Consider the following 18,252-nt stretch of genomic DNA (forward strand, 5'->3'; position numbering starts at 1 on the left):
ATGACTGATCTGGGGGCGATACAAGGACACCCCGGGCCGGATGGCCCGGGGAAGGGATGACTAGTCGACCCGGGCGCCGTGCTTGTGGACCGCGCCGGCGTTACCCCAGCGCTCCAGGTCGTCGACGTGCACACCGACCCAGTAGAGCATGCCGACGCTGTCACGCGTCCAGCCGCCCACCAGGTCCTGGCCTTCGCTCAGCTCCACGTGGTGGGCGAACTGCTCGGCCTTGTCGCGCGCGCGAAAGACATGCCACTGGACGATCTTGTCGTGGCCATGCCCTTCCGGCAGGGAACGTTCCTGTTCGAGAAAATCGAGATTCATCTGTGCCTCCTTGGTTGCATCGGCCCCGCAGCCCTCAGGCTGCCTGGGTACCGCCCACGGTCATGCCGTCAATACGCAGCGTGGGCTGTCCCACGCCGACCGGCACGCCCTGGCCCTCCTTGCCGCAGGTGCCGACGCCGGAATCGAGCTTCATGTCGTTCCCGATCATCGACACCCGGGTCAGGACATCCGGGCCATTGCCAATCAGGGTCGCACCCTTGACCGGGTACGTCACCTTGCCCTTCTCCACCCGGTAGGCCTCCGAGGCGGAGAACACGAACTTGCCGGAGGTAATGTCCACCTGCCCGCCACCGAAATTGACCGCGTACAGGCCATCGTCCACCGAGGCCAGGATCTCTTCCGGATCGGCGTCGCCGCCCAGCATGTAGGTATTGGTCATGCGCGGCATCGGCAGCCGGGCATAGGACTCGCGACGGCCGTTGCCGGTGGACTGCGTACCCATCAGGCGGGCATTCATCTCGTCCTGCATGTAGCCGCGCAGCACGCCATCCTCGATCAGCACGGTCTGCTGAGTCGGATTGCCTTCGTCGTCCACGTTCAACGAGCCGCGGCGGCCCTCCAGGGTGCCGTCGTCGACGATGGTGATGCCCTTGGCCGCCACCTGCTCGCCGATGCGTCCGGAGAAGGCCGAGGTCCCCTTGCGGTTGAAGTCGCCCTCCAACCCATGGCCGATCGCCTCGTGCAACAGGATGCCCGGCCAACCGGGCCCGAGCACCACCTTCATGCTGCCGGCCGGCGCGTCGCGCGCATCGAGATTCACCAGGGCCTGGCGCACCGCCTCGCGGGCATAGCCGGCGGCGCGGCCATCCTCGCGGAAGTACTGGTAGCCGTGACGACCGCCGCCTCCGGAGGTGCCGGATTCGCGGCGCCCGCCCTGCTCGACGATCACCTGGACATTCAGGCGCACCAGCGGGCGCACGTCGGTGGTCATCTCGCCGCGGGCATTCAGTACCAGCACCACCTCGTGCACCCCGGCCAGCGAACACATCACCTGGGTCACGCGGGAATCCTCGGCGCGGGCGACGGCATCCACCTCCTTCAGGAGGTCGATCTTGGCCTGCTCGCCCAGCGAATCGAGCGGATTGTCGGGGGCGTACAGCGCCGGCCGCGAGGACGCGCGCGAGGCAACCGCAATGCGCCCGCTCTGCCCGGCACTGGCAATGCTGCGCGCGGTCTTCGCGGCCTCCAGCATGGCCGGCATCGCGATGTCGTCGGAATAGGCGAACCCGGTCTGCTCGCCGCGCACCACACGGATGCCAACGCCGCGTTCGATGTTGAAGCTGGCGGATTTCACGAGGCCATCCTCCAGCGACCAGCCCTCCTGGCTGGAGAACTGGAAGTAGCAGTCGCCGCCATCGATACCGTGACCGAAGGTGGTCCCCAGAAGGGTGCTCAGCTCGCTTTCGCCGAGACCGGCGGGGTCGAGCAGGGTCTGTTGCGCAAGGCGGTCGGTCATGAAGTCCTCTCGGGTTCCGTAAATCCGCTGTTCCGTGTCCATCATGGGGGAGCAGCTGTCGGCCTTCAGTATGGAGCTTGGGGCACGCCGTTCGCTTTCAAGCGCGCGGCCGTTGCGGGTATATCGCCACCCCGGCCCGGAAAACGCGGTATCCAGGGGGTACGCTTCCTGCGTCAGATGGCCCCGGGGCACGGCAGGCGGCGGTGGTCCACTGCCGGGAAGCTGCTCCGGATGCGCGCGGCCTGGGTCGGGTCCAGGTTCGCCAGCAGTACCCCGGGGTTGCGCTGCAACTGACCGACCACCCGACCCCAGGGGTCCACCAGCGCACTGTGGCCGTAGGTTTCACGGCCGTTCACGTGGAAGCCGCCCTGGGCCGCCGACAGCATGTAGTACTGGTTCTCGATTGCGCGCGCCCGCAGCAACACGTCCCAGTGCGCCTGTCCGGTCTGGGCGGTGAAGGCCGCCGGCAGGGCGACCCATTCCGCATTCTGGTCCAGCAGGGCCCGGAACAGCTCGGGGAAGCGCAGGTCATAGCAGATCGCCAGGCCCATGCGGCCGACCGGCGTATCGACGACCACCACCTGCTCACCCCGCTCGAAGACCTTCGACTCGGTGTAGGCCTCGGTACTGTCCGGCAGGCACACATCGAACAGGTGGATCTTGTCGTAGCGCGCCACCTGCTGCCCGCGGTCGTCAAACACCAGACAGGCCGAACGCACCCGCTCGGAGCCCGGGGTCTGCAGCGGGATGGTCCCGCCAACAATCCACAACCCCAGGCGCCGGGCCTGCTCCGCAAGGAACGCCTGCAGCGGGCCGGCACCATCGGCCACCTCCGCGATCCCGAGGATGTCGGTGTCCTGCATGCCCATGAAGGCAAAGTTCTCCGGCAAAACCGCCAGGCGGGCGCCCTTGTCGGCGGCCTCCTGCAGCAGCCGCTTTGCCTCCAGAAGGTTCGCCTGGGGCTGGGGTCCGGAGGCCATCTGGATGGCCGCTACCTGAGTCATGTCACTCCGATCATCTGGTTACCGGGGCCGGTTATGGCACCCGCAACGCCGATCTTGCCGGCGTTAGTCATTGTCAGCCCCATCGGCTCCCGCGGCCGGTTGTACCAGCACGCGTACCTGTGGGTCGTCCCAGGGGCCCGTCACCGAGTATTCGACACGAGCCGCCTCTTCTATCTGATCCCCAATCCCCAGCACGCGTTCCGCAAGCAGCACCACGACCCCGGTAACCGGCCCGCCCACCAGCGCCCCGACAATCGGCAGCGCGGTACGCAGGCTGGGCACGACCACGATCTCGTGATCGTAGTCGCGCGCCACCAGCCCGGTGCGACCACTCAGGCGTACACGCGCCGAGGGCCCTTCCATGCGCAGCGCCGGCACGTAGAGATCACCATCGCGCAGTGTCGCCTCCGCGATCAGTTCGCTGAAGGTCAGGCCTTCGGTGAACACGTCGCGGAAATCCAGCCGCAACCGCCGCGGCAACACGTCCAGGCTCACCAGGCCGAGCAGGCGGCCGGCGCCCGGCTCGACATCCGCCAGACGCCCGTCCTCCAGGGAGAGTTCCATGGAGCCCGCCAGCTGCGCGAGGCGCGGGGCATACAAAGGGCCCGGCCAGGTCAGCGACAGCGAACCGTCACCGCTCCCGCCGACCATCGCACGCGACAACCCCGCCGACTCGAGCGCCCGGCCCCAGTCACCGCCGGAGAGGCTCACGTCCAGGCGCGTCTCCGGTAGACCGCCGGTGGTCACCCGCCAGACCCCGACGGCGTCTGCGTGCAGGTCACCTTCCGGGGTCCGCAGCTCCAGGTCCCGGACGACCAGACCGTTCGGCTGCGGCTCCAGCCCCAGCTCGATGTCCGCGAAACGGTAATCCCCCAGCGCCAGGCTGTCGAGGGTCAAGTCCACGGCCGGCCACACGCGCGGGTCCTCGAAGCCCCCGACTGCGACGGACTTCACCCCGGGATCGGGGTCCGGCTCGCCGTCCCACTCAAGATCCTCCAGGACCAGGTGGCGCACATGCGCCTCCCAGCGGTCGTGCCCGCCCGCACCCATCGGGCGCCAGCGTGCCTCGCCCGCCAGCCAGTCGGAAGTGGCCTCCAGATCCCAGCCCGCATCCCCGCGTCGACCGAGAAAGCGCACACCGGGAAGGTCCTGCTCGCCCCAGCGGATCCGGTCGCGGATATCCAGTTCCAGGCGGGTCAACGCGACCGCTCCCGCGGTTTCCCCGGCATTCTGGCTGGCCGCGCCCAGATCCACATCGCCGCCCCAGGGGGCCTCGCTCAGGGCCTTGAGCCAAGGGTCGACCGCCAACTCCGGCAGGCGCGCCCGCACCGAGACCCCCTCCCCCGGCAAGGCCAGGGCACCCGCCCACGGCGCGCCGATCTCCAGCGCCATCGCCTGCAACCCGATCCCGCGCGCCGCCGTACGCGGCTCGGCACCCCGTACGGCCGGGTCCTCGGGCGCGGCCGCCGGTGACAGGCGCAGGTGTGCGCGCAGGACCTGCCCCAGCGTCAGGTGGCCGATACCGGCGCCGTCATGCCCGAGCGGCAGTGCCAGCTCCAGCTCGCGGGCCGCCGCCGCGGACTTGCCGATCGGCTCCGGCCAGTCGATCGCGACCCCGACCAGGTCCGAGCGCAACTCCAGACGAACCCCGTCCACCGCCGGCCCCAAACGCAGCTGGGCATCCCAGTGCGCCGCCCCGTCGAGATAGGGCGCAAGTTCCGGGAAGTCCTCCAGCCACGGGGCCAGGGGTTGCGGACCGCGCGCCGTCAACCGCGCCGTCTCGCCATCCAGCGGCCAGTCCGCCCCCAGCGTCACCGTCTCGCCGTGAACCCGCGCGGTGACCCCGTCGGCCGTCACGCGATCCCCGGTATCGAACTGGACCCGTCCCTCCACGGCCTCGAGCATGGTCGGCCAGCCCGAGACCTCGGCGCGGATCCCCCGCAGGTCCAGCTCACCGGCGACACGGGTCTCGGCCATTCGGCCCGCCTGCAGCGGGAGGTTCAGCGACAGACCCAGCCGGGTCGGCCCGTCCAGCCGCGCCTGGTCACGGAGTTCGGCCGCCTCCTCCAGCAGCTCGGCCTGGCGCAGGTAGGCCAGAAGATCCGCCGCATCCCCCTCTGCCGTGCCTTCCAGTTCGAGGACCGCATTCTCCATGTCCTCGATCCCGATCCGGGTGTCGCGCACCTCGGTGTCCAGAATGCGCCCGCGCGCACCCTCGGCGCGGAAGCTCGCGTTGTGGAACAGGAGCCGGCCACTGAGGTCCTCCGCTCGTGGCCAGCCCTCCTGATAGTCGAGGATGCCCGCCTCGACATCCGCCCAGAGATCAAACACACCCTCGTCGCCGGCGAACGGGAAGTCTCTCCCGCGCCCGCGATAGGCCATGCCGCCGCCGGAGGACGTGCCCGTAACGATGCTGTCCACCAGCCACTGGTAGGTGTTGTCCGGCAGGTGGTAAAGCGGCAGGTAGCGCGCGGTGTGATCACCGTCGGCTCGCAGAATGTCCATCGCAATATCGACCCGGGGTCCGGCCGCGTGACCATCCAGCAGCACCCGCAGGCGGCCGCGAACCGCGGCATGGGCATTGGCGGCATTCAGGCCCTCGCCCGCCAGGCGCCAGTGTCCGGCGTCATCGCGCTCGGCACGCAGCCGTCCGCGCACCGTATCCAGCGGCACCGGATCGGCCAGCACACGCGGCAGGTCGATCTGCAGGTCGCGGCTGTCCAGCAGCAATTCCACACCGCCACGGCGCCATTGCATATAGCCCGAGGCGCCCTGCACACCCAGCCCGTGATCCCCCGCGCGCCAGCCAAGGTTGTGCACATCGGCCTCCGCCCAGACAGGCTGCAGACGGCCATCCTCGCGGCGGGCCTCCAGCCGGGCGAAGTCCAGGGTGCCGCGCGGATGCAGGTCCGCGATCCGCTCCGCCAACTCGGGCGCCGCATCCTGAAGCAGCGTGAGCAGCGGCGCGTAGGGTTCCACTTCGAGATCGCGCGCGGCCATTTCCACCGCGTCCACCACCAGCCCCTCCGGCTTGCCCTCCAGGCGATAGGCGAGTCGCAGATCGCCGGAACCGGGCTGGGTCCCGCTCCAGGACGAGCGGTGGCGATCCTCCTGCACCCGCCAGTCGAAACGATGTCCGATGGCCGGGCCGACCGGTTCCCCGGCCAGGTTGAGGGTGGTTTCGTGCTCCCCGCGCAGCCAGGCCATGCGCCCGTCGTCGAGTCCGCCCCACAGACGCAGCGCGGCCGTGCCCTCGGGCGCGGGCCAGCCGAGGTAGGCCAGCCACGGCTGCCAGGCGGTCAGGTCGACCGCATCGGCCCGCAGGAAGAAGCGCGCATCCCGCAAATCCGCAGCGGGGGCCTTCAGCCCCAATTCGAAGTGCCCGCCCGCGGCCTCGCCATCCAGCACCCCTTCGAGGTGCATCCGCAGCGACCCGTCATGCGCCGTGCGCAGGGCGGCCCGGTCCAGCCACGCAGCGGACTCCAGGCCGGCGCTGCGATCGTCCCAGACCAACCGAATGGCCTCGGCCTCGACATCCGGCCACTGCTCCACGGGGAGCGTGAACAAGCGGCCCTCGCCCATGCCAAGCTCGCGACCGTGCAGGGAAAAGCGTCCGTCGGCGTGGCGTACCAGGCGCAGCTCGACGCCCCGAACGTGCACTGTGAAGGATGGATGGCGACTGCGCAGACTGGCCCCGACGCTCAGCGCGACCCCGAGGTGGTCGATGGCGACCGGTTCACCATCCGGCATCGCCACGCGGACATCGCGCGCCACCAGCGCCGGCGACCAGCCGGTCCAACCGAGCTCGATACCTGCGGCCGTGACCTCGCGCTCGAGCTGCTCGCTGGCGGTATCCTCCACCCAGGCGTGCAGGCCATCCCAGTGCGGAAGCGCCAGGCGCAGCAGCACGATCACGATGATCAGCGCCAGGAGGGCGCCCAGCGCCACCCTCAGGAGTTGTGACAGGCGTCTCATTTCTCCACCGGGAAGGCGCAATCCGACCCGCCCGGCCGACCGGGACCCGTATCCGTGCTGGGTCCGCACTGGCGATTCATCTTCGCGCCTCTTCCTCCCTGACGGAGACGGGGACCGGGTGCCTGTCTACTTAATCTACTTGTAGATCAGACGAAGACCACGTCGAACTGTTCCTGGGTGTACAGCGTCTCCACCTGGAAGCGGATCGGAATGCCGACAAAGCTCTGCAACTCGGCCAGGCTGGCGGATTCCTCGTCCAGCAACAGGTCGATCACGTTCTGCGAGGCCAGCACGCGCAGCTCGCGCGCATCGTACTGACGCACCTCGCGCAGGATCTCGCGGAACAGCTCGTAGCACACCGTCTCGGCCGACTTCAGATAGCCACGCCCGCTGCACACCTGGCAGGGCTCGCACATCTGGTGCTCCAGGCTCTCGCGGGTGCGCTTGCGGGTCATCTCCACCAGGCCCAGCGGCGACACGTCGCAGGTCTGGGTCTTCACATGATCGCGTTCCAGGGCCTTTTCCAGCGCGCGGATCACCTGGCGCTTGTGCTCGTCGTCCTGCATGTCGATGAAATCGATAATGATGATCCCGCCGAGATTGCGCAGGCGCAGCTGGCGACCGATCGCCTGCGCGGCCTCCAGATTGGTCTTGAAGATGGTCTCTTCGAGCTTGCGATGGCCGACGAAACCGCCGGTGTTGATGTCCACCGTGGTCATCGCCTCGGTCTGGTCGAAGATCAGGTAGCCACCGGATTTCAGTTCCACCTTGCGCTCCAGGGCACGGTGGATCTCCTCCTCGACGTTGAACAGGTCGAAGATCGGGCGCTCGCCCGGATAGTGTTCGATCCGGCCGATCAGCTCCGGCAGGTAGCGCTCGACGAAGCCGCAGACCTTCTGATAGGTCTCGCGCGAATCGATGCGGATACGCTCGATATCGCCCCCCACCATGTCGCGCAGGATGCGCTCCACCAGCGGCAGATCGGCGTAGACCTCGGCCCCCGGCGGGGCTCCGACAGCCTGCTCCTGCAGGGTATCCCAGACCTTCTTCAGGAACGCCGTGTCGTTATACATGGCCTCGTGGTCGGCCAGCTCTGCGGCCGTGCGCACGATAAAGCCGTGCTGCGGCGCCAGCTCGTCACGCAACTGCTCGATGGATGCACGCAGCCGTGCGCGCACGCCCTCGTCCTCGATGCGCGTACTCACACCGACATTGGACTGGTTCGGCATCAGCACCAGATTGCGCGACGGCAGGGTGATATAGGTGGTAAGCCGCGCGCCCTTGGAGCCCAGCGGGTCCTTGACTGCCTGCACCAGGACCTCCTGCCCCTCGCGCAGCAGCTCGCGGATACCCTCGCGCACCACCGGGGCCGGCGTGCCGGTGCCATTGCCGCCGGCCACGGGCGCCGCAGGGGCGTCGCTGGCAGACGGGCCGTTGCCATTGAGCTCCTCGCGCTCCACCGGGGCCACGTCGGAGGCATGCAGAAAGGCCGTGCGTTCCAGCCCGATATCGACGAAGGCCGCATCCATGCCCGGCAGTACCCGCACCACCCGGCCCTTGTAGATGTTCCCCACGATCCCGCGGCGGCGGGCGCGCTCCAGGTGCAGTTCGGTCAGGACGCCATTCTCCACCAGGGCCACTCGGCTCTCCTGGGGCGTCACGTTCATCAGGATCTCGGTTCCGGTCATGCGTTCTTCTTGTTCTTGATGTCACGGGCAGACCGCCGAACCCGCACACGGGCGGGCCGGCGATCAGGGATGTCGGGCTACTTGGTGGCGGCTTCGGCCGCGGCGGCCGCCGGCTCTCCAGAGGACTCCGGCGGCGGCCGCTGGGCGCGCGGCCAGGACTTGATCACCGCATGTACCAGCGTCGCCAGCGGGATGGCAAAGAATACCCCCCAAAGCCCCCAGATGCCGCCGAACACGAACACCGCGGCGATGATCGCCACCGGGTGCAGGTTGACGACCTCCGAAAACAGCAGCGGCACCAGCACGTTGCCGTCGATGAACTGGATCACCCCGTAGGCAATCAGTACCCAGGCGAACTCGGAGCTCAGACCGAACTGGAAGTATGCGACCGCCGCCACCGGGATGGTCACCACGGCCGCGCCGATGTACGGAATGATCACCGAGATGCCCACCATGAACGACAACAGCACGGCGTATTCCAGCCCGAACCAGTTGAAGGTAAGGAAGGTGACCGCCCAGACGATCACGATCTCGATGAATTTGCCGCGCACGTAGCTGGCGATCTTCAGATTCACCTCGGTCCAGACCTCGCTGGCCAGGTGGGTGTCCTGGGGCATGAAGCCGCGGATCCAGTTCAGGATCAGATCGCGGTCCTTCAACATGAAGAACACCATCAGCGGGACCACGATCAGGTAGATCACCACGTCCACCAGGTGCCGTGCCGAGGACAGCGAGAACGACACCACGCGTTGCCCCAGCAGGGTCGCCTCGGCGCGAATGGCCCCCATCAGCTCGAACACCTGATCGTCACTGATCAGTTGCGGGTAACGCTCGGGCAACTGCAACAGCAGGTTCTGGCCCTCGGAGATCATCCCCGGCAGCTCGCGCACCAGCTGGGTCACCTGGGCCGACATCAGCGGCACCACGCTGAACAGCGCCGCCACCGTCAGCGCCAGGAAGGCCAACAGCACAAGGGTGACCGCGAGGATGCGCGGGATGTGCAAAAAGACCAGCTTGCGCACCGCCCCCTCCAGCAGGTAGGCAATGATCAGCGAGGCCAGCAGCGGCGCCAGGATACGCCCGGCAAAGACGATGATCAGGAATCCCGCGAGCAGCAGAAACGCCAGGATCACCACCTGCGGGTCGGTGAAATGACGCTGGTACCACTGGCGCAGGATGTCGATCATTGCGAGGCCCCTCCCGGCGCCTCGTCATGGTCGGCATCCGTCTGTCGGGTCGGATCCTGGACGACGGCCTTCTCGTAGTGAGTCCGAAAGACCACCTCCAGCTCGTCGATCACCTCCACCGCCGGGCGCCCCTGCATCACGTGCTGCCCCATCAGGGCCGAGGTCTCGTTCAGCAGCTTGGAGCGATCCAGCATGGGATAGGTCGCGGAAAGCCGGCGCATCGCCTTGATGACGGACTCGCTCTCCGGACGCGGGATCGGCTCCGGCTCGGGGACCGGTTCCGGCGCGGGGGCCGGCGACTCCTGCTCCAGAAAACGGGCGAATTTCAGCAGGCTGGCCTGATCCTCGGTCGACAGCCGCGCGGCGATCTCGGCGATCGCCTTGGCCGGGTCCTCCCGGCCCTTCTTGCGCGCACCGCCGAGCACCGACCCGAGATCGCCCCCGGACAGGCCCCCCTCGTTGCCCATGCCCAGGGGTGGGATCATCCCTCGTCCTCGATCTTCAGGCTGAACACCGGCATCTTGCGGCGTTCCTGCATCAGGCCCAGCGTCTTCACCAGGGCCACCAGCACGTCTTCGGTCACCTTCTGCATCTCGCCCCATTCCATGCGCGCCTCGCCCAGGAGCTCGCCCATGTTCGGCGGCGGATTGTGCCGCGCCTCCATGATGATGTCCTCGAGCATCCCGGGCTTCACCTCGGGTCGGAACAGCATGCCATAGGTCAGCTCGTCCGGCCGGATCGCCAGCCAGTCGCCGTCGTCGTCCACCAGGATCGGCTGCACGTCCTCCGGCAGGTCGACGCGGCCGTTGACCAGCTGCAGCACCCGCCGGCCATCCAGGGCCTCGGCCAGTGCGTCGCCTTCCCCGGCCGCGGTCTTGTGCGCGGTCACGAAGCGGGCGCGGTACATCGGGTCCTCGTGCGCCGTGCCCCCGGCCTGCTCGGCCACCAGCAGCCCGCCCATACCGACGCCCACCACCGGACGCTTCGAGCGGCGGAAGATATCGATCAGCGACAGCTCGTCCGGGACCTGTGGATTCTCCTCGTGATCCGCCGTCGGCCAGGCGCCGCCCAGCAGCCACAGCCCGTCGAACTGGGCCGCGGAGCCCGGCAGGTCCTGACCCACGAACGGTCGGTAGTAGGAGAAGCCGATGTCGCGCTTCTCCAGCTGCGACTCGATCAGGCCGAGAAACTCGGAATAGGTATGCTGCACCACGCAGTAGTTCTTCATGTCACGTCAATCCTGTTTGAGTTCTGATGCGGGGGCGAGCGGACGCTGACCGGTGCAGTACCCGCGCAGGAACTGCATCAGCACCTCCAGCGTGGGTACGCGGAACTTCTGCCGCGCATGCACCAGCGAGATCGGCCGTTCCAGCGGCGGCGACAGCGGCAACGCCACCAGTTCGCCAAGGGCCAGTTCCTTGGCCACCACCGCCTCGGACAGCACCGAGACCCCCATGCCGGCCACCACCGCGCCCTTGATTGCCTCCGGGCTGCCCAGTTCCATGCAGCCGCGCAGACTGCTGCGGTCGTATCCGGCGCGCCCAAGGTACTCCATGATGACCTCGCGGGTCCCGGAACCCTCCTCGCGGCATATGAATGGGCGTTCGATGAAGTCGGCGACGGTCACCGTGTCGCGCCTGGCCAGCTCGTGTTCCGGCGGCACGATCAGCCGCAGCTGGTCCACCAGACAGGGCTGGACCTGCAGGCTGCGGTGGGTCACCGGGGCCTCGACGATGCCGAGATCGACACTGCCCTCCTCGACCATCACCACGACATTCTCGGTATTGCCCACCCGCAGGCGAATGCCGATATCCGGATGCTCGCGGCGGAATGCACCCAGCAGCGCCGGCAGCATGTATTCCGCCACCGTGGTACTGGCGCCGATCACCAACGCCCCGCCGTCCGCGCCCTTCAGTTCGCGCAGCGCGGCCTCCATCTCGCCATAGGTGTCAAAGATGCGTTCGGCATATCGTTGTACCAGCCGTCCGGCATCGGTCAGGGTGACTCGATTGTGGTTGCGGTCGAACAGTCGGGTATCCAGCTGTTCCTCCAACTGGCGCACCTGAAAGGTGACCGCGGGCTGCGTCATGTGCAGCACCTCGGCGGCGCGGGTGAAGGACAGCAACCGTGCCACCGTAAGAAAAACCTGCAAACGCCGATCGGCCATGCCGCTCCGCCAAGTAGAAGGTTCCAGACAATCAGGGAAACCCTGGTCAAGGAATGCTACCAAGCCCCCGCGACCGGCAACAGCGACCACTTCTCGCGACGCGGCGATTCTCGACCCTGCACGCAAACCGGCCCACTACGTCGATAACCGTGGCGGCACCCGAATGGCACAAACCGAAGGAACCGGAATGGCGCCGACCCCGTTTTCCACCTGGTCACATGCCCGCTCACAGGGGATCCCCGGAGGCTGGCGACTCGCCGGGGCCGCTGCCGTCCCGCTCCTGATGGCGCTGGTCGCGCTGATCGTATACGAGACCGGCGGCACCTCCACTGCCTACCTCAACTTCATCCTCATCCCGGTGCTGCTGGGGGCCGCCCTGTTCGGGCTGTGGGGCGGGCTGGCCTTCGGGCTGCTGGCGGGGTTGCTCCTGGGTCCGTTCATGCCCCTGGATACCGCCACCGGGGCGGCTCAACCCGCATTGAACTGGCTCACGCGCACCGGCATCTACATCGTCCTCGGGGGATTCTCCGGCTGGCTGTTCGACACCCTGCGCCGCCACTCGGAACGGCTTCTGGAACAGGCCTACAACAATCCAGTTACCGGCCTGCCGAATCGCGAGTCACTGGAACAATACGCCCGGCAACTAATGCACCAGGCCGACGCCCCGCAAGCCGCCGCCACCCGCGTGTTCGTCATCAGCCTGCAGATGGACAACTATCCGGACAGCATTGGCGCCCTGGGCTTCGCCGCCGAGCGTCCGCTGCTGCGATCCATTGCCGAGCGCCTGCAGGCAGTGGCCGAGCCCGCCGGGGCGACCGTGTTCCACATCCACGACGATCACTTTGCCCTGATCCTGCCGCACCGCAGCCGCAAAGAGACCCTCGCCGTCACACGCGCCGCGATCGAATGCCTGCAAACCCCTTTCGAGGTCTTCGAGATCCCGGTCTATCTCGGGGCCCACGCGGGCGTCTCCTCCTTCCCCTTTCACGAGCAGGATGAACCCACCCGGCTGCTGACCAAGGCCTGGATGGCGATGCACGAGGCCAGTCACTCGGGGCGCCGCTACCGCAGTTACAACCGCCGCAGCAACGAGCACAGCCTGTACACCGTGGAACTCCTGGGCGAGTTGCAAAGCGCACTGGACGACGGCCAGCTAAGCCTGCACTACCAGCCGAAGGTCAATCTCGCGAGCGATCAGGTGATGGGCCTGGAGGCCCTGCTACGCTGGGAACACCCGGTTCGCGGCCGCATCGCTCCCGACCAGTTCATCCCATCGGCCGAGCGCACCGGACTGATCCACAGCCTCACCGACCGGGTCCTTGATCTCGCACTGGCCGACATCGCCCGCCTGCGCGCCGAAGGCCTGGACATGCCGGTCAGCGTGAACATCTCGGCGCGCAATTTCCTCGACCCCGGATTTGCCGATCGCCTGCTGGAGAAGGTTCGCGTCTCGGGGCTTCCACCCTGCGCCCTGGAACTCGAGTTCACCGAGACCGCCCTGATGGCGGACCCGGACGAGGTGATCCGGGCCCTGCGTCGCCTGACCGAGGCCGGACTGGAACTCGCCATCGACGACTTCGGCACCGGTTATTCGTCGCTGGCCTACCTCAAACGTATGCCGGTGACGACTCTCAAGATCGATCAGGCCTTTGTACGGCAAATGCTGGAGCACCCGGTCGACGAGCAGATTACTCGCGCCAGCATCAGCCTGGCCCGGGACCTGGGCCTCAAGGTGGTCGCCGAGGGGGCCGAGGACGCGGCCACCCTGGCGCGGCTGCGCGACTACGGATGCAACGCAGCTCAGGGCTACGGCATCGCCCGCCCGATGCCACTGGACGCGATCATCGCCTGGGCCCATGACCGGGGCCTCGTACCCGGCCTGTGCCCGGAGACCGATGAGCGAGCGGCCCTCAAGCGAGCAAACAACCGCTAACCGGCTCGTTCACGTTCACACTCGAACCGATTGGCCTTTCGGGGCACGGCGTCCTGCCCCAAAACCGCCGCGAATGTTCCCGAATTGATCAGCGCCTCCCTTGCACCCGCCCCGGGGCTACGCTATAGTCCGCCGTCTTTCTGGTAGACCCAAATTCCGGAGTCCCCCGATGGCCCGAGTATGTCAGGTGACCGGCAAACGCCCGGCGACCGGTAACAACGTTTCTCACGCTCACCGCAAGACGCGGCGGCGCTTCCTGCCCAATCTGCATTTCCACCGTTTCTGGGTGGAGAGCGAGAACCGCTTCGTACGCCTGCGCCTTAGCTGCAAGGGCATGCGGATTATCGACAAGCGCGGCATCGACGCGGTCCTGGCGGACTGCCGTGCCCGCGGTGAAAAGGTCTAAGGAGGCTTCACGATGGCTGCCAAGTCCGCACGCGACAAGATCCGCCTGGTGTCCTCCGCCGGCACCGGGCACTTCTACACCACGTCCAAGAACAAGCGGAATATGCCCGAGAAGATGGAGATCAAGAAGTTTGATCCCGTCGTCCGCAAGCACGTGATGTACAAGGAAGCCAAGATCAAGTAATCGCGCCTATCGGCTCGATTGCCTGACAACAGGCGAAAAAAGGCCCGGCCCGCCTACGCGGTTCCGGGCCTTTTTGCGTTGGCGCGAGCGAGAAACGAACCGGCAAACGCATTCGCGTTAGCGCACCGTTTACCACTTGCCAATCGGCTCGCGGGGCTCGGGCACGCCTCGCTCAGCGCGCCCGGTCGGCGCTCGAGATCACCTCGAGCGCGTATGCATCCAGCCATATCCCCCGTTGATGCGGGCTCAGACCGGATCCGGCTGTCCGCCATCCCCTGGCGTCGCGGCACCCTCGGCGGCGGTTTCCGCCCAGCGCGTCATCACGCGGCCCCAGCGGTGAGCCGTCGCCGGGTCCAGTTCGATCTTGGTATAACGCCCGCCATCGCGGATAATGACCCGCAGCAGCGGGACCCCCGAGTCGTGCAGGATCTGGCGCAACTCCACGACTTCTCCAAATGGCGCATCAATCGAATCCATGGTGCTTATGTCCCTCCCGAGCCGGCCTGCCGCACGCAGTCGTGGCCGCCCATCCGTTTTTGACCAAGGGAAACACTGATTAATGTACACGCTCGCGTTGGTACCCCAGGTTTTCCGCGTCCCGGCGCGTCGAGCAGCGCGGAGTAATTCCACCCGCAAGCGGCGCACCGCAGGATCGGGGAACCTGGGGCACCAACCCCGCAAGCGATTGAACACCGAGGCTGGTCCGCCCGTTGTTGACGAAAACGGGCGGACGCACGGCCTTGCGGCCCTCTTGTGCAGAGTGACTGCACAGCCAGCACCGCGCCTTGTTCGCACGCCAAAGCGACTCGAGCGCGAGCGTGTACGTTAATCAGTGTTTCCCTAGCGCAAGCATGCAACCAATTTTTGTCGGCCGGCAACCCATCTTTGACGATCAGGAGAATCTGATCGGCTTCGAGCTCCTTTTTCGCGCCGGGCACCTGGATGCCGCCTCGGTCACCGACGGCGACCTCGCCACCTCCGATCTCCTGCGCAGCGCCTTCATCGACATCGGTCTCCAACACCTGGTCGGCGAACACCTGGCCTTCGTCAATCTCACCCGCGGCTTTCTCGAACACGAGGTCATCACCAGCCTGCCTCCGGAACAGGTCGTGCTGGAGATCCTCGAAGATATCGAGATCGACGCCGAGGTCATCGCCGCGGTACGCCGACTGAAGGCCCAGGGCTTTCGCATCGCACTGGATGACTACCAGTTTCAGGAGAGCCATTCCGAACTGGTCGAACTGGCCGACCTGGTCAAGCTCGATGTGCTCGCCCTGGGCGGCCAGCGCCTGGAGCAGGAAGTCACCAGCCTGGGCGCCTTCGACGTGGAACTGCTGGCCGAGAAGGTCGAAACGGCCGAGGACTATGCTCGCTGCCAGGCCCTTGGCTTCAGCCTGTTCCAGGGCTTTCACCTGTCCTTCCCCCACGTAATCGAGGGACAGCGCCTGGAGAGCCTGGAAGTGGCCCTGCTGCGCCTCCTGCGCGCGCTACAGGCGCCGGATCCGACGCCGGCCGAGCTGGAGGAACTGATCGCCGCCGAGCCCGGGCTCGCCATCCAGCTGCTGCGCATCGCCAACAGCCCGGCCTATCGCGGCTCTCGCCCGACCGATTCGCTCTACAACGCGATCCTGCGCCTGGGCCAGGGGCGCATCAAACGCCTGGCGATGCTGATGGTACTGCGTGGTACCGGCAATCCCACCCACGGGCTCGAGCAGGTCATGATCCGTGCCCGTATGGGCATGCTGATGGCGCGCGCCCTGGGCCTCCACCCCGAGGAGTGCGAGCGCTACTTCACCCTCGGCATGCTCTCCGGGATGGATCGCGTGCTGGGGGTACCGCTGCGACACATCCTGGGCGAACTCCGCCTGTCCACCGAAATGGAACAGGCCCTGACGGAAGGCACAGGACCGCTGGCACCGCTGCTGGCGACCATCGCCGCCTTCGAAGGCCCGACACCCCCGCTGGACAACACGAATGCCCCGGTCCCGGCGCCGGTCTCCAGCCGCCTTTACCTGGAGGCCGTACGCTGGACCGAAGATTTGCTCGCCTCGCTGGCGGAGAACTAGATGCCCCCCCTTACCCTGCGCAGCCAGCTCATGCCGGAAGCCGCCGCCGGCCCCGATACGGGAATGCACATCCGGCTGCGCGAACCCACCGGGATCGACAGCGGGCCCGGCCACCTGGAGATCCGCCCGGGCCTGCACCCCCTGGCGCCGGATCACTATGTCGAGTACTGGACCGCCAGCGGCACGCCAACGCCGATCCACGAGGGGCCCGTCCGCCTGCTGGAACACGAGGACGTCCTCTTCGCGACCTGGAGCGGACCGGATAACGGCCTCCGGGAACAGACCGAACACGCCTACCGCGCCCTGCTGGCCGCCTGCCGAGCGCGCGGCTTCGAGCATTTGGCACGCGTATGGAACTACTTTGGCGACATCCATGCCGAGGAGGACGGGCTGGAACGCTATCAGGCCTTCTGCATGGGCCGCGCCACCGCGCTTGAGACCCTGGAGATCCCGCTGGCCAGCATGCCGGCCGCCACGGCCATCGGGAGCGACCAGCGCCAGCTGGTCATCTACCTGATCGCCACTCGCACCCCGGCCGAGTCCCTGGAGAACCCGCGTCAGGTCAGCGCCTATCATTACCCGGCGCGCTACAGCCCGAAGAGCCCGACCTTCGCCCGCGCGACCCGGCTGGAAACCGCGGACGGCCCACTCATCCTGCTCTCTGGCACCGCCAGCATCGTCGGCCACGAGAGCCGTCACCCCGACGACGTCGTCGCCCAGACACGCGAGACCCTGGCCAACTTGCGGTCCCTGCATGACACCGCCGGCCACGAACTGCCACGCCCGGCCTGGCTGCGCGTCTACCTGCGACATCCGGAAGACCGGCCCAAGGTCGCCGCGGTCCTCGCCGAGCACTACCACGACGTCCATCCGGGGCCGATCGTCCAGTGGGTCCGCGGCGACGTCTGCCGGCGCGAGTTGCTGCTGGAAATCGAGGGCGTGCATGCCTGAACTGCCCGAGGTCGAGACCACCCGGCGCGGGCTCGCCCCCCTGCTGGCCGGGCGCCGCATCACGGCCTTCGAGGTCCGCGAGCCGCGCCTGCGCTGGCCGGTGCCGCCGGAGCTGGTGCAGCAACTGGCCGGCGCCCGGGTCCGCAGCCTGACCCGGCGCGCCAAGTACCTGTTGCTGGAGACCGATCGTACCGGCCTCCTGCTGCATCTCGGGATGTCCGGGAGCCTGCGCCACTGCACGCCCGAGACGCCTTTGCGCCGGCACGATCACCTGACCCTGCACCTGGACAACGGCTACCAGGTTCGCCTGCACGACCCGCGCCGCTTCGGCTGTTGCCTGCCGCTCCCCGAGGGCGCCGGACCCCACGCCTTGCTGGCCGGCCTCGGCCCGGAACCCCTGGACCCGGAATTCGATGGCGACTCCCTGTTCCGCCGCAGCCGCGGCCGCCGGGGCCCGGTCAAGGCCTTCATCATGGACCAGGCGATCGTGGTGGGAGTGGGCAACATCTACGCCACCGAGGCCCTGTTCCTCGCCGGCGTTCGGCCCGGGCGCGCGGCCGGACGCGTCACGCGCGCCGAATACGAGCGCCTGGCAAGCCACATCAAGGCGGTGTTGGCGGCGGCCATTGAACAGGGCGGGACCACCCTGCGCGACTTCCTGCACGAGGACGGCACCCACGGCTACTTCCGCCAGTCGCTGCGCGTCTACGGCCGCGCCGGCGAGCCTTGCCCGGTCTGCGCCGAGGTATTGCGCACGCGCCGCATCGGCCAGCGCGCCAGCAGCTACTGCCCCGCCTGCCAGAAGTAGATCGACCCCACACGGGTCAGCAGAACCGAAAGGCCGTTGTTCACCGCACCGGCCACGGAACACACGCAGAGAACACCAGGAAA

16 protein-coding genes are annotated in these 18,252 nt (G+C 67.5%); 6 read left to right on the forward strand and 10 right to left on the reverse strand.

The genetic code is table 11. From position 1 onward, the window contains the following. Positions 1-60: 60 nt before the first annotated feature. From D579_RS0103170 to D579_RS0103210, 9 genes are all read right to left on the reverse strand, one after another. Entirely contained in the window at positions 61-324 is a 264-nt protein-coding gene (locus D579_RS0103170; RefSeq protein ID WP_018143927.1) for a hypothetical protein, read from the reverse strand. A 34-nt stretch (positions 325-358) separates the two neighbouring features. Beyond that, on the reverse strand, positions 359-1,801 hold the full coding sequence (tldD, locus tag D579_RS0103175) for a metalloprotease TldD (protein WP_026289432.1): 1,443 nt from the start codon (positions 1,799-1,801) through the stop codon (positions 359-361). A 173-nt stretch (positions 1,802-1,974) separates the two neighbouring features. Next, positions 1,975-2,805 (reverse strand): carbon-nitrogen hydrolase family protein, encoded by an 831-nt coding sequence (locus tag D579_RS0103180; RefSeq protein ID WP_018951097.1) that lies wholly within the window; start codon positions 2,803-2,805, stop codon positions 1,975-1,977. Positions 2,806-2,868: 63 nt separating this feature from the next. Next, positions 2,869-6,780: a YhdP family protein gene (locus D579_RS0103185; RefSeq protein WP_038050163.1), complete on the reverse strand. Its 3,912-nt coding sequence runs from the start codon at positions 6,778-6,780 to the stop codon at positions 2,869-2,871. Between the two features lie 146 nt (positions 6,781-6,926). Further along, positions 6,927-8,468 carry an Rne/Rng family ribonuclease gene (locus D579_RS0103190; protein WP_018951099.1) on the reverse strand — a complete coding sequence of 514 codons (1,542 nt, stop codon included), beginning with the start codon at positions 8,466-8,468 and terminating at the stop codon, positions 6,927-6,929. Positions 8,469-8,545: 77 nt separating this feature from the next. Continuing rightward, entirely contained in the window at positions 8,546-9,655 is a 1,110-nt protein-coding gene (locus D579_RS0103195; protein WP_018951100.1) for an AI-2E family transporter, read from the reverse strand. Continuing rightward, complete coding sequence (locus tag D579_RS0103200) at positions 9,652-10,140, reverse strand: hypothetical protein (protein ID WP_018951101.1); 489 nt, start codon at positions 10,138-10,140, stop codon at positions 9,652-9,654. Before D579_RS0103200 ends, D579_RS0103195 begins: the two co-directional genes overlap by 4 nt. Then, entirely contained in the window at positions 10,137-10,883 is a 747-nt protein-coding gene (locus D579_RS0103205) for a type 1 glutamine amidotransferase (protein WP_018143934.1), read from the reverse strand. The genes D579_RS0103200 and D579_RS0103205 overlap by 4 nt, the downstream gene beginning before the upstream one ends. A 6-nt stretch (positions 10,884-10,889) precedes the next feature. After that, the gene (locus D579_RS0103210) at positions 10,890-11,822 is read right to left on the reverse strand and encodes a LysR family transcriptional regulator (RefSeq protein WP_018143935.1); all 933 of its coding nucleotides are present in this window, start codon (positions 11,820-11,822) and stop codon (positions 10,890-10,892) included. Positions 11,823-12,009: 187 nt separating this feature from the next. Here D579_RS0103210 and D579_RS0103215 point away from each other — a divergent pair, with 187 nt between their 5' ends. From D579_RS0103215 to rpmG, 3 genes are all read left to right on the forward strand, one after another. Then, positions 12,010-13,755: a bifunctional diguanylate cyclase/phosphodiesterase gene (locus D579_RS0103215; RefSeq protein WP_018951102.1), complete on the forward strand. Its 1,746-nt coding sequence runs from the start codon at positions 12,010-12,012 to the stop codon at positions 13,753-13,755. A 169-nt stretch (positions 13,756-13,924) separates the two neighbouring features. Then, the gene (gene rpmB, locus D579_RS0103220; RefSeq protein ID WP_018143937.1) at positions 13,925-14,161 is read left to right on the forward strand and encodes a 50S ribosomal protein L28; all 237 of its coding nucleotides are present in this window, start codon (positions 13,925-13,927) and stop codon (positions 14,159-14,161) included. A gap of 12 nt (positions 14,162-14,173) precedes the next feature. Next, the gene (gene rpmG, locus D579_RS0103225; protein ID WP_017941410.1) at positions 14,174-14,344 is read left to right on the forward strand and encodes a 50S ribosomal protein L33; all 171 of its coding nucleotides are present in this window, start codon (positions 14,174-14,176) and stop codon (positions 14,342-14,344) included. A 246-nt stretch (positions 14,345-14,590) separates the two neighbouring features. Here rpmG and D579_RS0103230 read toward each other — a convergent pair whose 3' ends face one another. Beyond that, a complete protein-coding gene (locus D579_RS0103230; protein ID WP_018143938.1) occupies positions 14,591-14,821 on the reverse strand; it encodes a hypothetical protein in 231 nt (76 codons plus the stop codon). Between the two features lie 374 nt (positions 14,822-15,195). Here D579_RS0103230 and D579_RS0103235 point away from each other — a divergent pair, with 374 nt between their 5' ends. Genes D579_RS0103235 through mutM form a run of 3 tightly spaced genes read left to right on the forward strand, consistent with a single transcriptional unit; the run spans position 15,196 to position 18,169 of the window. Continuing rightward, positions 15,196-16,410 (forward strand): EAL and HDOD domain-containing protein, encoded by a 1,215-nt coding sequence (locus D579_RS0103235; RefSeq protein WP_018951103.1) that lies wholly within the window; start codon positions 15,196-15,198, stop codon positions 16,408-16,410. Continuing rightward, positions 16,411-17,361, forward strand: coding sequence for a hypothetical protein (locus tag D579_RS0103240; protein ID WP_018951104.1), 951 nt, complete (start codon positions 16,411-16,413; stop codon positions 17,359-17,361). Then, a complete protein-coding gene (gene mutM, locus D579_RS0103245; RefSeq protein ID WP_018951105.1) occupies positions 17,354-18,169 on the forward strand; it encodes a bifunctional DNA-formamidopyrimidine glycosylase/DNA-(apurinic or apyrimidinic site) lyase in 816 nt (271 codons plus the stop codon). The genes D579_RS0103240 and mutM overlap by 8 nt, the downstream gene beginning before the upstream one ends. The last annotated feature ends 83 nt before the right edge of the window (positions 18,170-18,252 follow it).

This window comes from Thioalkalivibrio sp. AKL12 (genome assembly GCF_000377925.1).
GTDB lineage: Bacteria > Pseudomonadota > Gammaproteobacteria > Ectothiorhodospirales > Ectothiorhodospiraceae > Thioalkalivibrio > Thioalkalivibrio versutus.

Coding starts and splice junctions, on each gene's coding strand:
- D579_RS0103170 (WP_018143927.1), bottom strand. CDS start 324: ATGAATCTCGATTTTCTCGAACAGGAACGTTCCCTGCCGGAAGGGCAT.
- tldD (WP_026289432.1), bottom strand. CDS start 1,801: ATGACCGACCGCCTTGCGCAACAGACCCTGCTCGACCCCGCCGGTCTC.
- D579_RS0103180 (WP_018951097.1), bottom strand. CDS start 2,805: ATGACTCAGGTAGCGGCCATCCAGATGGCCTCCGGACCCCAGCCCCAG.
- D579_RS0103185 (WP_038050163.1), bottom strand. CDS start 6,780: ATGAGACGCCTGTCACAACTCCTGAGGGTGGCGCTGGGCGCCCTCCTG.
- D579_RS0103190 (WP_018951099.1), bottom strand. CDS start 8,468: ATGACCGGAACCGAGATCCTGATGAACGTGACGCCCCAGGAGAGCCGA.
- D579_RS0103195 (WP_018951100.1), bottom strand. CDS start 9,655: ATGATCGACATCCTGCGCCAGTGGTACCAGCGTCATTTCACCGACCCG.
- D579_RS0103200 (WP_018951101.1), bottom strand. CDS start 10,140: ATGATCCCACCCCTGGGCATGGGCAACGAGGGGGGCCTGTCCGGGGGC.
- D579_RS0103205 (WP_018143934.1), bottom strand. CDS start 10,883: ATGAAGAACTACTGCGTGGTGCAGCATACCTATTCCGAGTTTCTCGGC.
- D579_RS0103210 (WP_018143935.1), bottom strand. CDS start 11,822: ATGGCCGATCGGCGTTTGCAGGTTTTTCTTACGGTGGCACGGTTGCTG.
- D579_RS0103215 (WP_018951102.1), top strand. CDS start 12,010: ATGGCGCCGACCCCGTTTTCCACCTGGTCACATGCCCGCTCACAGGGG.
- rpmB (WP_018143937.1), top strand. CDS start 13,925: ATGGCCCGAGTATGTCAGGTGACCGGCAAACGCCCGGCGACCGGTAAC.
- rpmG (WP_017941410.1), top strand. CDS start 14,174: ATGGCTGCCAAGTCCGCACGCGACAAGATCCGCCTGGTGTCCTCCGCC.
- D579_RS0103230 (WP_018143938.1), bottom strand. CDS start 14,821: ATGGATTCGATTGATGCGCCATTTGGAGAAGTCGTGGAGTTGCGCCAG.
- D579_RS0103235 (WP_018951103.1), top strand. CDS start 15,196: ATGCAACCAATTTTTGTCGGCCGGCAACCCATCTTTGACGATCAGGAG.
- D579_RS0103240 (WP_018951104.1), top strand. CDS start 16,411: ATGCCCCCCCTTACCCTGCGCAGCCAGCTCATGCCGGAAGCCGCCGCC.
- mutM (WP_018951105.1), top strand. CDS start 17,354: ATGCCTGAACTGCCCGAGGTCGAGACCACCCGGCGCGGGCTCGCCCCC.